Here is a 13659-nt window from a genome sequence, read left to right as displayed (position 1 = left end):
CCGCATGCTCATCGACAGCCACGTAAACCTGCACGCCCATCAGTACGACGAGGACCGCCAGGCGGTGATCGACCGCGCCCGCGCCGCCGGGATCCAGCTGATGGTCACTATCTGCGACAAGATTCCGTCGTTCGACGCGGTCCACGCCATCGCCATGGCCAACGACGACATCTGGTGCACGGTTGGGGCCCATCCGCATGAGGCCAAGGACCATGTCGAGCTGACGGCCGAACGTTTGGTCGAGCTGGCAGGCCGGCCCAAGGTGATCGGCATTGGCGAGACGGGGCTGGACTTCCACTACGACCTCAGCCCGCGCGACGTGCAGGCGAACGTGTTCCGCGCCCATGCGGCCGCGGCGCGCCAGACCGGCCTGCCGTTGGTGGTCCACACCCGCGAGGCCGACGCGGTGATGGGCGACATCCTCGAGGCGGAGCACGCCCGGGGGCCGTTCAAGATCCTGATGCACTGCTACACCAGCGGTCCCGAGCTGGCTCGGCGGATGGCGGCGCTGGGGGCTTGGTTCTCGGTCTCGGGCATCGCCACCTTCAAGCAGGCCCAGGCGGTGCGCGACATCATCGCCGACATGCCGGCCGACAAGATCATCCTGGAGACCGACTGCCCGTACCTGGCCCCCGTGCCGATGCGCGGCCGCCGCAACGAGCCGGCCTATCTGCCGCACGTGCTGGACAAGCTGGCCGAGATCCGTGGCTGGACCCGCGCAGACGCCGAGGCCCGCACCGAGGACGCCTTCTTCGCCCTGTTCGACCGGATCCCCCGGACATGACCGGCAAGCTGGAGTTCACGATCCTGGGCTCCGGCTCGTCGGGCGGCGTGCCGCGCGCCGACGGCAACTGGGGCGATTGCGACCCGGCCGAACCGAAGAACCTGCGTACCCGCTGCTCGATGCTGGTGCGACGGCCGGGCGGCGATCCAGCGACCGACACCACGGTGGTGGTCGACACCGCCCCGGACTTCCGGCTGCAGGCGGTGAGGGCGGGGGTCAAGCGCGTCGACGCCTGCCTGTTCACCCACGACCATGCCGACCAGGCCCACGGGATCGACGACCTGCGGCCGTTCTTCCTGAACCATCGCCGGCGCGTCCCCACCTACATGGACGCCTATACGATGGAGAGCCTGGGACGGCGGTTCGGCTACATCTTCGAGAGCCAGGGCGGCTATCCGGCCATCTGCGACGCCCACCCCATCCCGCCGCACGGCCAGCCCTGGAAGGTCGACGGCCCCAGCGGCGCGATCCCGGTGACCACCTTCGACGTCGATCACGGCGAGATCCGCGCCGTCGGCTATCGCTTCGGCGATGTCGCCTATACGCCCGACGCCATCGGCTTTCCCGAGGAGAGCTGGGCGGCGCTGAGCGATCTCGACGTCTGGGTGGTGGACGCCCTGCGCTGGACGCCGCACCCGACCCACGCCCATGTGGGCCTGGCCCTGGACTGGATCGCCCGCGCCAAGCCGCGTCGCGCCATCCTGACCAACCTGCATATCGACCTGGATTTCAATGCCTTGGCGGCGAAACTTCCGCCGGGGGTCGAGCCGGCCTATGACGGGATGACCTTCGAGGTCTGAGGCCTCCGGCGGGGTGCGTCCTTCGAGGCTCGGCTACGCCTCGCACCTCAGGATGAGGAATTCCGCAAGGTCGCGACCACCGGTCCTCATCCTGAGGCGCCGGCATTAGCGGGCCTCGAAGGACGCACGGCCCCACCAACACCGCCTTTACGCTCCCCTTACGCAGACCCGCGCCATGGCGAATGGAGCCCTTACGCGCCTTCATGGTCCTTTCCAGCCAAGTTAGCTGGAGGCCAAGGATGGCTGATCTCATCTTCCTGGCGTTGGGCGGCGGGCTGTTCCTGGCCTTCGCCGCCTTCGCCGCCGCCCTGAGGCGCGTGTGACCATGCTGGTGAACGTGCTGTGGGGAGCCGGGGCGTTCGTCGTCGCGGCGTACATGGTCGTGGCCCTGCTGCGACCCGACAAGTTCTGACGGAACTCATCCCATGAATTGGCAAGGCTGGGCGGAAATCGCCCTGACGCTGGGCTTGGCGGTCGCGATCGGCTGGCCGCTGGGCGTTTACATGTCGCGGGTCTGGAACGGCGAGCGCACCTGGCTGGATCCGGTGCTGCGTCCGGTCGAGGCCGTCTTCTACAAGGCCTGCGGCGTCGATCCGGCCAAGAGCCAGAGCTGGTACGGCTATGCCGGCGCGCTGCTGGCCTTCAACCTGGTCGGATTCCTGCTGGTCTATGCGGTGCTGCGCCTGCAGGGCGTGCTGCCGCTGAACCCGCAAGGCTTCCCCGGCCTGTCCGGACACCTGTCGTTCAACACCGCGATCAGCTTCGTCACCAACACCAACTGGCAGAGCTATGCCGGCGAGTCGACGATGTCGACGCTGAGCCAGATGCTGGTGCTGACCACCCAGAACTTCGTCTCGGCCGCCACCGGCGCGACCATCGCCGCGGCTCTGGCCCGGGCGTTTGTCGCCAATAGGGGCGAGGGGGTCGGCAACTTCTGGGCCGACTTGGTGCGCACCACGCTCTACGTGCTGCTGCCGCTGTCGTTCCTGCTGGCCGTGGTTCTGGTCGCCCTGGGTCTGCCCCAGACCCTGGCCGCCGGCGTCACCGCCCACACCCTGGAAGGCGCTGACCAGAAGATCGCGCTCTACGCCGTGGCCTCGCAGGAGGCCATCAAGATGCTGGGCATCAACGGCGGCGGGATCTTCAACGCCAACTCGGCCCATCCGTTCGAGAACCCCACGCCGCTGACCAACCTGATCACGGCCGTCTCGATCGATGTGCTCGGCTGGGCCGCCTTCTTCGCTTTCGGCCGCAGCGTGCTGGCGCGGAAGGACATTCGGGCCCTGGTCGTGGCGGGCGTGGTTCTGCTGTCGGCCGGCGCGGCGACGATCTATGTCACCGAGACGCAGAGCCCGCCGGCCCTGGTCGCCGCCCATGTCGACGCCTCGGTCAATCTGGAAGGCAAGGAGACCCGCTTCGGCGCCCCGGCCACGGCCGCCTGGGTCGCCATGACCACCGGAGCCTCGAACGGCTCGGTCAACGGCATGCATTCCAGCCTGATGCCGCTGGGCGGCGGCATGGCGATGTTCCTGATGCACCTGGGCGAGATCCTGCCCGGCGGCATCGGCTCGGGCATCGCCGTCATGGTGGTCATGGCCGTGCTGTCGGTGTTCGTCGCCGGCCTGATGGTGGGCCGTACCCCCGAATATCTCGGCAAGAAGATCGAGGCCCGCGAGGTGCAGTTGTCGATCCTGGCCGTGGTGGCCATCCCGGTCTCGACCCTGGGCTTCTCGGCCGTCGCCGCGGTCCTGCCCGAAGCGTTGAAGGGCCTGATGCATACAGGCCCGCATGGCCTGTCGGAGATCCTCTACGCCTACACCTCGGCCACGGCCAACAACGGCTCGGCCTTCGCCGGCCTGACCGCCAACGCCCCCTGGTGGGACGCGACCCTGGGCGTGGCCATGGCCATGGGCCGGTTCATGCCGATCATCGCCGTCCTGGCCATGGCCGGCTCGCTGGCCGCCAAGCCCAAGCTGGCCCCGTCCGCCGGGACCCTGCCCACCGACGGCGGCCTGTTCATCGGCCTGCTAGTCGGGGTGATCCTGATCCTGGGCGGCCTGCAGTTCTTCCCCGCATTGGCGCTGGGTCCGATCGTCGAGCACTTCCAGGTGCTCGCCGCGGTCGCCCACGCGTCCTGATCGCAAAGGCGATTGAAGATGACGACCCTTCAAGCTCCCTTGGACGAGCCCCAGACCGGGGAGGGCCGGCGCAAGGCCAGCGCCCTGACCGGCGGCCTGTCCGCGGCCATCCTGACCCGCGCGGCCAAGGACGCCTTCGTCAAGCTGGACCCGCGCAAGCTGACCGGCAATCCGGTGATCTTCGCCACCTGGATCGTGGCCCTGCTGTCGACGGTCTCGGCCGTCGCGGCGCTGGCGAACCACCAGGCGGCTGGCTTCGCGATCCAGCTCGCGGCTTGGCTCTGGGCCACGGTGCTGTTCGCCAACCTGGCCGAGAGCGTCGCCGAAGGACGGGGCAAGGCCGCCGCCGACAGTCTGCGCGCCACCCGCGTGACCACCAACGCCAAGCTGATCATCGACGACAAGACCGGAACCATCATCCCGACCGCCGCCCACAAGCTGGTCCCAGGCGAGGTGATCCTGGTCGAGGCCGGCGACATCATCCCGACGGACGGCGAGATCATCGAGGGCATGGCCAGCGTCAACGAGGCGGCCATCACCGGCGAGAGCGCCCCGGTCATCCGCGAGAGCGGCGGCGACCGCTCGGCCGTCACCGGCGGCACCACCGTCGTGTCGGACTGGATCAAGGTGCGGGTCACCGCCTCGCCGGGCGGCACGTTCCTGGACCGCATGATCGCCATGGTCGAGGGCGCGGACCGTCGCAAGACGCCCAACGAGATCGCCCTGGCCGTGCTGCTGGCCGGCCTGACCCTGATCTTCCTGATCGCCGTCGTCACCCTGCTGGGCCTGGGCCGGTTCTCGGGCGTGGCCCTGGATCCGCTGGTGCTGGGGGCGCTGTTCATCACCCTCATTCCCACCACGATCGGCGGGCTGCTGTCGGCAGTCGGCATCGCCGGCATGGACCGGCTGATGAAGCACAATGTGCTGGCCACCTCCGGCCGGGCCGTGGAGGCCGCGGGGGACGTCGACACCCTGCTGCTCGACAAGACCGGCACAATCACCTTCGGCAACCGCATGGCCACCGAGGTTATCGCCGCGCCCGGCGTGCGTCCCGACGCCGCCCTGCGCGCCGCCGTCAGCGCCTCCCTGGCCGACGAGACGCCCGAAGGGCGCTCGATCGTCGAGCTGGGCCGCAACCAGGGGATCGTCATCGAAGCGCCTGAGGGCGCGACCTCGATCGCCTTCAGCGCCACCACCCGTCAGTCGGGTCTCGACGCGGGCGGAGTGTCATGGCGCAAGGGGGCGGTGGACGCGGTCTATCGCTCGCTCGCCCTGGATCCCAAGCAGGTCCCGGCCGAGGTGACGGCCGCGGTCGACCGCATCGCCCGCTCGGGCGGCACGCCGCTGGCGGTCAGCGAGAACGGCGTCCTGGTCGGGGTCATCCACCTCAAGGACGTGGTCAAGCCCAACGTCAAGGAACGCTTCGCCGACCTGCGTCGCATGGGCCTGCGCACGGTGATGATCACCGGCGACAACCCGGTGACCGCCGCCGCCATCGCCTCGGAAGCGGGGGTCGACGACTTCCTGGCTGAGGCCACGCCCGAGGACAAGCTGCGGCTGATCCGCGAGGAGCAGGGCAGGGGCAGGCTGGTGGCCATGTGCGGCGACGGGGCCAACGACGCGCCCGCCCTGGCCCAGGCCGACGTCGGGGTGGCCATGCAGACAGGCGCCCAGGCCGCGCGGGAGGCCGGCAATATGGTCGACCTCGACAGCGACCCGACCAAGGTCATCGAGATCGTCGAGGTGGGCAAACAGATGCTGATCACCCGCGGCGCCTTGACGACCTTCTCGATCGCCAACGACGTGGCCAAGTATTTCGCCATCATCCCGGCGATGTTCGTGGTGGCCCTGCCGGCCCTGGGCGCGCTGAACGTCATGCGCCTGCACAGCCCGCAGAGCGCCATCCTGTCGGCGGTGATCTTCAACGCGCTGGTGATCGTCGCACTGATCCCGCTGGCGCTGAAAGGCGTGAAATACCGGGCGATCGGGGCCGGAAAGCTGCTGTCGCGCAACCTGACGGTCTACGGCCTGGGTGGCCTGGTCGCCCCGTTCGTCGGCATCAAGCTGATCGACCTGATCGTATCCGGCCTCGGCTTGGCCTAAGCTGCAATTCTCGGAGACTCAAAAGTCATGCTCTCCCAACTTCGACCCGCCATCGTCTCCATGAGCCTGTTCACGGTCCTGCTGGGCCTGGCCTATCCGCTGGCCGTCACCGGGCTCGCCCAGACCGCGTTCCCGACCCAGGCCAACGGCAGCCTGGTGCGCGATACGCGCGGCGCGGTCGTCGGCTCGGCCCTGATCGGCCAGGCGTTCGCCCAGCCCAGCTACCTGCACCCGCGCCCGTCGGCGTCCGGCGCCAACGGCTATGACGCCTCGGCGTCCAGCGGCTCGAACATGGGCCCGCTGAACGAGGCCCTGGCCAAGCGGGTCAAGGCCGACGCTGACGCCCTGCGCGCTGAGAACCCGGGCGCGACCATCCCCGCCGACGCGGTGACGAGTTCGGGCTCGGGCCTGGACCCGGACATCTCGCCGGACTACGCCCGCTTCCAGGCGCCGCGCGTCGCCAGGGCGCGGGGGGCGCCGCTCGCCGCCGTCCAGGCGGTGATCGACGGCCAGGTCCAGGGCCGGCTGTTCGGCTTCGTCGGCCAGCCGCGGGTCAATGTGCTGGTGGTCAACCGGGCGCTCGACGCCCGCTTTCCGAAAGGCGGCTAGTGCCGGCTGACGATCCGAAAAGACCTGATCCCGAGGCGCTCCTGGCCGCCGCCGTCAAGGCGGGCCGGGGGCGCCTGAAGGTTTTCCTGGGCATGGCCCCCGGCGTGGGCAAGACCTACGAGATGCTGCGCGCCGCTCGCCGCCGCAAGGCCGACGGCCAGGACGTGCTGATCGGCCTGGTCGAGACCCATGGCCGGCGCGAGACCGAAAGCCTGCTGCGCGGCATGGACGTGCTGCCGCGCAAGCCGATCGACCATCGCGGCCACGTGATGATGGAGTTCGATCTCGACACGGCCCTGGCCGGCCGGCCGGCTCTGCTGCTGGTCGACGAATACGCCCATTCCAACGCCCCAGGCTCGCGCCACCCCAAGCGCTGGCAGGACGTCGAGGAGTTGCTGGCGGCCGGCATCGATGTCTGGACCACCCTGAACGTCCAGCACCTGGAAAGTCTGGTCGACGTCGTCCAGCGCATCACCGGCGTGCGTCAGCGCGAGACTGTCCCCGACAGCGCCCTGTCGCGGGCCGACGCCATCGAACTGATCGACATCACACCCGACGAGCTGCGCGAGCGGCTGACCGAGGGCAAGGTCTATGTGCCCGAGACCGCGCGCCTGGCCTCCGAGAACTTCTTCAAGGTCGAGAACCTGACGGCCCTGCGCGAGTTGGCCCTTCGCCGTGCGGCGCAGACGGTCGACGACCAGTTGGTCGCCGCCATGCGCGAGAAGGGGGTCGAGGGCCCGTGGGCGGCCGGCGAGCGGATCCTGGTGCTGGTCGGCGGCGACGCCATGGCCTCGGGCCTGGTGCGGGCCGGCCGGCGGTTGTCGGACATGATGATGGACGCGCCCTGGACGGTCACCCACGTCGACCGCCTGGACCAGCCGGCCAGGGGCCCGGCGGCGGCGGCCCGGCTGCGCGACGCCTTGAAGCTGGCCGAGCAGCTGGGCGGCTCGACCGTGGTGCTCAGCGGGGCCGACATCGTCGCCACGGTGATGGCCTACGCCCGCCGCAACAACGTCACCCAGATCGTCATCGGCAAGTCGGCCGACAGCCGCTGGCGCGAGCTGCTGGGACGGTCGCTGGCGGCGGCCCTGCTGCGCGAGGCGCGCGGGGCGGCGATCCACGTCGTCACCGAGGCCACCCACGAGGCGGTCGTCGAGGTCCCGGCCCGCCGACCAAGGGTGGACTGGACGGCCTACCTGCTGGCCGCCGGCTGCGTCGCCGCCGCGACGGTCGTGGCCTGGGGCCTGGACGTGGCCTTCGACCGCGTGGACCTGGGGATGATCTTCCTGGCCGCGGTGCTGGCGGCCGGGGTGCTGCGCGGGCTGCGGCCGGCCCTGGCGGCGGCGACCGTGGCGTTCCTGGTCTACAACTACATGTTTCTGGAGCCGCGCCATTCGTTCGCGATCGGCACGCCGACCGACTTCCTGACCCTGGTGGTCTTCTGGGCCGTGGCCCTGGCCGCCGGCGGGCTGGCGGGGCGGGTGCGGGACCAGGGCCGGGACGCCCAGCGGCGGGCCTCGGCCGTCTCGGCCCTGCTGGCCGCCAGCCGGACCTTCTCGGCGGCCGCCGGGCGCGAGGCGGCGGCCAAGGCCCTGGCCGAGCAGACGGCGGCGGCGGTCGGGGCCAAGGCCGTGGTGTTGCTGCCGGCCAACGGCGAACTTCAGCCCGCCGCCGGCGCGCCGACGCTGGAGGAGCTGGACGCCGCGCCGATGGCCGCCGCTCGGTGGGCGTGGGAGAGGGGCGAGGCGGCGGGGTTCGGCACCGGCACCCTGCCACAGACCCGCTGGACCTTCTGGCCCCTGGAGGGCGTGCGCTCGCGGGCCGGGGTGGCCGGCGTCGAGGCCGGGGCCATGGTCGCCGGCTCCGAGGACGAACGACTGCTGCTGGCCTTGCTGGAGCAGGGGGCCGTCGCCCTGGAGCGCGCCGAACTGGCGACCGAGGCCGTCGAGACCGAAACCCTGCGTCGCGCCGACCGCTTCCGCTCGGCCCTGCTGAACTCGATCAGCCACGATCTGCGCACGCCGCTGTCCACTGTGCTCGGAGCCTCCAGCACCCTGATCGACTATGGCAAGGGCATGACGGCGGCGGTGCGCGACGACCTGCTGCTCAGCATCCGCGAGGAGGCCGAGCGGCTGAACCGCTATGTCGGCAACCTGCTGGACATGACCCGGCTGGAGGGCGGGGCGCTGCGGCTGCGCACCGACTGGACCGACGTGCGCGACGTGCTGGGCGCGGCGGCCGAGCGGGTCTCGCGACGGCTGGAGACCCGAATCCTGGCCCGCGATTTTCCCGTCGAGCTAAGCCTGGTGCGCGCCGATTCCAGCCTGCTGGAACAGGCCGTGGTCAACATCCTTGAGAACGCCATCGCCTACAGCCAGGACGGCGCCCGGATCGAGATGGCCGCCTACGAGGACCGCTCCAACGTGGTGATCAGCATCGAGGACGAGGGCCGGGGCATTCCGACGGCGGAGCTGGAGCAGGTGTTCGAGAAGTTCCGCCGCATGGAGGAGCCCACCGACCGCCACCAGGGCGCGGGCCTGGGCCTGTCGATCTCCAAGGGCTTCGTCGACGCCATGGGCGGGCGGATCGCCGCCGCCAGCCCGATCCACGATGGCAAGGGAACTCGGATCCTGATCAGCCTGCCCAAGGCGATCGCGACTCCGCATCATCTGCTATGACCAAGCCATGAGCGCCGCCAAGACCACGGGAATGCGCCAACGCATCCTGATCATCGACGACGAACCGCAGATCCATCGATTCCTCGGTCCGGCCCTGGACGCCGCCGGCTACGAGCCGCTGCGGGCCGACAGCGGCCAGGAGGGGCTGCGCGGCATCGCCCTGTGGTCGCCGGACGCCGTGGTGCTGGACCTGGGCCTGCCCGACATGGACGGCAAGGCGGTGCTGGAGAAGGCCCGCGCCTTCTACGAGGGCCCGATCGTCATCCTGTCGGCCCGCGATCGGGAAGCCGAGAAGATCCAGGCCCTGGACCTGGGCGCCAACGACTATGTGGAAAAGCCGTTCGGAGTCGGGGAGTTGCTGGCGCGTCTTCGCGTGGCGCTTCGCCAGCGCGGCCAGGCCCAGGGCCCTCTGGCGCCGATCCGGGCGGGAGCGGTCGAGATCGACCTGGAAAAGCACCTGGTGATCCGCGACGGCGCCGTGGTGAAGGTCTCGCCGCGCGAATACGAGGTCCTGGCCCGCCTGGCCCAGGCTCGGGGCAAGGTGCTAACTCACAAGGACCTGCTCACCGCGGTCTGGGGGCCGGCCCACGCCCAGGACACCCAGTACCTGCGCGTGTTCGTCGGCCAGCTGCGCCAGAAGCTGGAGGCCGACCCATCGACCCCGACGATGATCCTGACAGAACCGGGGATCGGCTACCGCTTCATCGGCGACTGAATATCGCACGAATTCTGCTGCCGATAGCTACATGACTTCAAGTGGTTACGACTTCATTCGGAAACGTTCTGGCTCGCCAGGGCGGCGACGCCGTCCGTCGTGATGACCCAGCCGCCGCCGTTGCGCTCCGCCAGGCCCAGGTCGGTCAACACACGCGCATCGGCGATATTGATCCAGTCGACGGCCTCGCCGGCCTTCTTGCGGGCGAGGTTCTTCAAGGCCACGAGCTGTCCCGGGGAAAGCGTCATTCTATTGGCCGCCCGACAGGGGATCGGGCGAGGCTGCGGCGCGGCGGCCGCTCATCCGCTCCAATTCCTGCTGCAGGCGCAGGAGCTGGCCGCCCAGGCTGGTGACGTCGTCCTGCAGCTGGGCGTTACGGCGCTTGAGATAGTCGTTTTCGCGGCGCAGGACCTGGGCTTCCTCGTCGGTCATTGGTCGGTCTCCACGGCGGCGGTCGCCGGCGTCGCGCGGATCACGGCCCGCAGCAGGGCGCCGCGACGGGCGGAGAGTTCGGGCGACTTCAGTTCCAGCCGGGCGCCCTCGACGATCCGTCCCTGGTGACGGCTCCCCAGGAACAGCGTCTCGGCGCGGATTTCCTGCGCCGTGATCTGGTGAATGCCGACCAGGTCGAGCAGGGCGGTCCAGCGCGTGGCCTGACGCGCGTCCGGTCGGTCGGACATGAGGTCCTTTCAGGCCGGCGATCCCGCGTGGCGCGGGACGATTACCGGCTCAGCCATCATAGCGCGATCCCGCTCCAATAGCTTCGACGCTTTTCCATTTCGCGAATGCCCAGCCGCCGCCCCCCCTCTTTCCCCCTCATTTGCACTAGTTAACAATTGAGGCGGGCCAAACCGCGTCTCGTCCGTTCTACTCTCGCGCGTCGCGGGATTCGCGCTTGGGGAGTCCGCCATGGCGACGCTTGAACCCAGTGGTTATGGCTGTCCTGCGTCGATGGTCGACGGCCGCGCCCCCGTCCGTATCTGCTCGCACCTTGTTTCGCAGCGACTTGCCGATGACAAATCTTGAGATTCGAGTAGCCGCGCTTCAGTTCCTCAGCCTGCGGCTCTGCGCGGCGCTGTCGCTCGAGCAGCTTGAGGAAATCCGGCGGTCGACCCTGGACGGGGCGAGGGCGACGGACCTCGAGTCGATCCAGATGCAGACCGAGTTCCTGAAACTGCTGGACGACGCGATCGAACGCGCTCGCCAGAAGGAGGTCGCTGGCGGCGCGATCAAGAGTTCGATCCACCTGGCCTGACGCCTGTAGGGGTTTTCTCGCGCCGACCTAGGGTTTGACCTGATGGCGTTGGAGCGGTTACGGCCTCACTCTGCTGCCGCTCGCTCGCCAAGCGTCACCCCCGATTTCCCTTGGCAAGCCACCGCGCGCTCAACCCCCAAGAGCGAGCCGTGGTCGCGAGCCGAGAGCCGGCCCTCATGTCCCGACGCATGTCTCGGGCCGGCTCTCCTCCCACCCGATTAGGCCTCGATCAGCTTGTTGCGGATGGCGTACCGCACGATGTCGGCCAGCGAATGGGCGCCGAGCTTTCGCATGATGTTGCCGCGATGGCTCTCGACCGTCTTGACGCTGATGTCGAGCATCGAGGCGATGACCTTGTTGCTTCGGGACTCGGCCAAAAGCTGGACGATCAGCAGTTCCCGCGTGGTCAAGGTTTCCGCCCCTTCGATCACGTCGCCAAGCCCGTGGACACCGGGCGAAAGGTAGCCGCGCAGCACGGCGTCGGTGATGCCTGGACAGAAATAGGGTTTGTGGTTCAGCAGCGAGACTACCGCGGCGATGATGTGGTCGGTTGGGGCCGACTTCAGCACGAAGCCGCGCGCGCCGGCGCTGAACACCTCGCGCAGCAACTGTTCGCTGTCGTGCATGGTGAAGATCAGCAGCTCGGTATGGGTCTTCAGCTTGCGCACGTCGCGGGCCACGATCACGCCGCTCAGGTCCGGCATGCTGATGTCTAGGATCATGACATCTGGCACCAGTTCCCTGGCCAGGCGGATCGCGTCGCGGCCGTTGGACGCCTCGCCGCAGATGGTCCAGCCCGGCTGAGATTCCAGCGCCTCGCGCAGTCCTGCCCGCACGATCGAATGATCGTCGGCCAGCAGGATGGTTGGGGCGCTAGGCAAGGGCATGTTCGATTCTCGCTCCGGGCGGGCGGCATGATTGTCTGTTTTGGGCTGAAGCGCTTGCTGAATTTTCCGCGCGAGGTTGAGGGCGCCTCGCCGAAGAACTTATAGTTGTTCATTCCGATACCTGCACGCCATACGACCAGATCATGGCGCGACGACGACCCGGGAGATCCTTTTCGACTCAGCGCCTTGCGCCGGATTCGCGCCAAGCTTCGCTGAATTTCGCGATGGCCGCCCACAGCCAGGGTTTCACCTGATTGAGGCGAGCACGCGCCCGGCGGAAAGTCCGAACGCCGCCTGCGCCTGACCTTCGGAGTTCCCATAATGGACATCAGCCCGACCGCGAAACTTCTTGAGACCTCCGCTCGCTGGAGCGGATCGGAGACCGCGCTCTCGAACGAGGCCCGCAGCTTCGTATCTCAGTCGGACGGTTCGGCCTTGCTCGACGAGAACGATTTCAGGCAGGAGGTCGTGGCCAATATCCCGGTTCTTCGTTCCTTCGCGCGCGGCCTTTGCGGCGATGCGACGATGGGAGACGACCTGGCGCAGGACACCCTGCTCAAGGCTTGGCGGCACCGAGCGCAGTTCACGCCGGGCACCAACCTCAAGGGCTGGCTCATGAAGATCGCCCGCAACCACTTCTATTCACAACGCCGGCGCCGGTGGCGCGAGACGCCCCTGGATCCGGCCGCCAGCGCGCAAATCCCCGGTGTCGGCGGCGCCCAGATCCAGTCGCTGATCCTCAACGACCTGCGCAACGCCCTCAACGCCTTGAGCGACGAACAACGCGAGGCGATGATCCTGGTCGGGGCGGGCGGGTTTTCCCATCGGCAGGCCGCCGAGATGTGCGACGTGCCCGAGGGGACGATGAAGAGCCGGGTCTGCCGCGCGCGCGCCAAGCTGGTCTCGCTTCTGGATCACGGCGAAGTGGAGCACGACGCCGAACCCGCCTCGCGGGCGGCGCACCTGATCCTGGCCGAATTGTCGAACCGGTCGGAGGCGCGCGCCGGCTGAGCGGCGGCTGGCGGATCACGACGCATCGCCCTAAGACCAGCCTCGACGAGCGAGGCGCCGATGACTGCGATCCATTCCTATGATCCCAAGGCGGGCCATGGCCTGCGGCACGATCCGCTGAACGCCATCGTCGCGCCCCGGCCGATCGGCTGGATCTCGACGGTCAGCGCCGCGGGCGTGCGCAACCTCGCGCCCTACAGCTTCTTCAACGCCTTCAACTACAAGCCGCCGATCATCGGCTTTTCCAGCACGGGCTGGAAGGACTCCGTGCGCAATATCGAGGAGACCGGCCAGTTCGTCTGGAACCTGGCGACGCGGCCCCTGGCCCAGGCGGTGAACGCCACCTCGGCCATGGTTCCCGACCATGTCGACGAGTTCGCCCTGGCGGGCCTGACGGCGGCGCCCTCCCAGCGGGTCGCCGCGCCGCGCGTGGCCGAAAGCCCCGTGGCCTTCGAATGCCGCCTGACCCAGATCGTCAGGCTCAACGACGCCGAGGGCGCGCCGGTGGACGCCTGGCTGACCCTGGGCGAGGTGGTGATGGTCCATATTGACCAGGCGCTGCTGGTCGACGGCGTCTACGACACCGTGGCCGCCCAGCCGATCCTGAGGGGCGGCGGGGCAGGCGACTATTTCGGGATCGACGAGGCGGGGAAGTTCCAGATGTTCCGGCCAGGCTGAC

15 protein-coding genes are annotated in these 13659 nt (G+C 69.0%); 11 read left to right on the top strand and 4 right to left on the bottom strand.

All coding sequences use genetic code 11. The features are described 5' to 3' along the window. Window positions 1-4 precede the first annotated feature (4 nt). The 8 genes from ASD47_RS01835 (at window position 5) to ASD47_RS01805 (ending at window position 9827) form a co-directional block, all read left to right on the top strand. Window positions 5-784, top strand: a complete 780-nt coding sequence (locus tag ASD47_RS01835; RefSeq protein WP_056750725.1) for a TatD family hydrolase — start codon at window positions 5-7, stop codon at window positions 782-784. After that, window positions 781-1584 (top strand): MBL fold metallo-hydrolase, encoded by an 804-nt coding sequence (locus ASD47_RS01830; protein ID WP_056750723.1) that lies wholly within the window; start codon window positions 781-783, stop codon window positions 1582-1584. Before ASD47_RS01835 ends, ASD47_RS01830 begins: the two co-directional genes overlap by 4 nt. 319 nt (window positions 1585-1903) lie before the next feature. Further along, the gene (locus tag ASD47_RS26450; protein ID WP_156402065.1) at window positions 1904-1996 is read left to right on the top strand and encodes a potassium-transporting ATPase subunit F; all 93 of its coding nucleotides are present in this window, start codon (window positions 1904-1906) and stop codon (window positions 1994-1996) included. Between the two features lie 13 nt (window positions 1997-2009). Further along, window positions 2010-3722 (top strand): potassium-transporting ATPase subunit KdpA, encoded by a 1713-nt coding sequence (kdpA, locus tag ASD47_RS01825; RefSeq protein WP_056750721.1) that lies wholly within the window; start codon window positions 2010-2012, stop codon window positions 3720-3722. Window positions 3723-3740: 18 nt separating this feature from the next. Next, window positions 3741-5825, top strand: coding sequence for a potassium-transporting ATPase subunit KdpB (kdpB, locus tag ASD47_RS01820; RefSeq protein ID WP_056751547.1), 2085 nt, complete (start codon window positions 3741-3743; stop codon window positions 5823-5825). A 27-nt stretch (window positions 5826-5852) separates the two neighbouring features. Further along, entirely contained in the window at window positions 5853-6434 is a 582-nt protein-coding gene (gene kdpC / locus ASD47_RS01815) for a potassium-transporting ATPase subunit KdpC (RefSeq protein ID WP_056750718.1), read from the top strand. Further along, a complete protein-coding gene (locus ASD47_RS01810; protein WP_056750714.1) occupies window positions 6434-9112 on the top strand; it encodes a sensor histidine kinase KdpD in 2679 nt (892 codons plus the stop codon). The genes kdpC and ASD47_RS01810 overlap by 1 nt, the downstream gene beginning before the upstream one ends. Before the next feature lie 7 nt (window positions 9113-9119). Further along, on the top strand, window positions 9120-9827 hold the full coding sequence (locus ASD47_RS01805; RefSeq protein WP_056750712.1) for a response regulator: 708 nt from the start codon (window positions 9120-9122) through the stop codon (window positions 9825-9827). A gap of 53 nt (window positions 9828-9880) precedes the next feature. On the opposite strand, the gene ASD47_RS01800 is transcribed toward ASD47_RS01805, so the two are convergent. From ASD47_RS01800 to ASD47_RS01790, 3 genes are read right to left on the bottom strand one after another with little or no spacing between them, the layout of a single operon-like run. Beyond that, complete coding sequence (locus ASD47_RS01800; protein WP_056750709.1) at window positions 9881-10075, bottom strand: hypothetical protein; 195 nt, start codon at window positions 10073-10075, stop codon at window positions 9881-9883. Window position 10076: 1 nt separating this feature from the next. Further along, the gene (locus ASD47_RS01795) at window positions 10077-10259 is read right to left on the bottom strand and encodes a hypothetical protein (RefSeq protein WP_056750707.1); all 183 of its coding nucleotides are present in this window, start codon (window positions 10257-10259) and stop codon (window positions 10077-10079) included. After that, complete coding sequence (locus ASD47_RS01790; RefSeq protein ID WP_056750704.1) at window positions 10256-10507, bottom strand: hypothetical protein; 252 nt, start codon at window positions 10505-10507, stop codon at window positions 10256-10258. The genes ASD47_RS01795 and ASD47_RS01790 overlap by 4 nt, the downstream gene beginning before the upstream one ends. A gap of 332 nt (window positions 10508-10839) precedes the next feature. On the opposite strand from ASD47_RS01790, the gene ASD47_RS01785 reads away from it, so the two are divergent. After that, the gene (locus tag ASD47_RS01785) at window positions 10840-11082 is read left to right on the top strand and encodes a hypothetical protein (RefSeq protein WP_156402064.1); all 243 of its coding nucleotides are present in this window, start codon (window positions 10840-10842) and stop codon (window positions 11080-11082) included. Between the two features lie 218 nt (window positions 11083-11300). On the opposite strand, the gene ASD47_RS01780 is transcribed toward ASD47_RS01785, so the two are convergent. Continuing rightward, window positions 11301-11969 (bottom strand): response regulator transcription factor, encoded by a 669-nt coding sequence (locus tag ASD47_RS01780; protein ID WP_056750697.1) that lies wholly within the window; start codon window positions 11967-11969, stop codon window positions 11301-11303. A 321-nt stretch (window positions 11970-12290) separates the two neighbouring features. On the opposite strand from ASD47_RS01780, the gene ASD47_RS01775 reads away from it, so the two are divergent. Further along, complete coding sequence (locus tag ASD47_RS01775) at window positions 12291-12980, top strand: sigma-70 family RNA polymerase sigma factor (RefSeq protein ID WP_056750693.1); 690 nt, start codon at window positions 12291-12293, stop codon at window positions 12978-12980. A gap of 60 nt (window positions 12981-13040) precedes the next feature. After that, window positions 13041-13658 carry a flavin reductase family protein gene (locus ASD47_RS01770; RefSeq protein WP_056750691.1) on the top strand — a complete coding sequence of 206 codons (618 nt, stop codon included), beginning with the start codon at window positions 13041-13043 and terminating at the stop codon, window positions 13656-13658. Window position 13659 lies beyond the last annotated feature (1 nt).

The sequence above is a fragment of the Caulobacter sp. Root1472 genome (assembly GCF_001426985.1).
GTDB lineage: Bacteria > Pseudomonadota > Alphaproteobacteria > Caulobacterales > Caulobacteraceae > Caulobacter > Caulobacter rhizosphaerae.
Note: the sequence above shows the minus strand (reverse complement) of the source record. Positions and strands in the feature narration are given on the sequence as shown.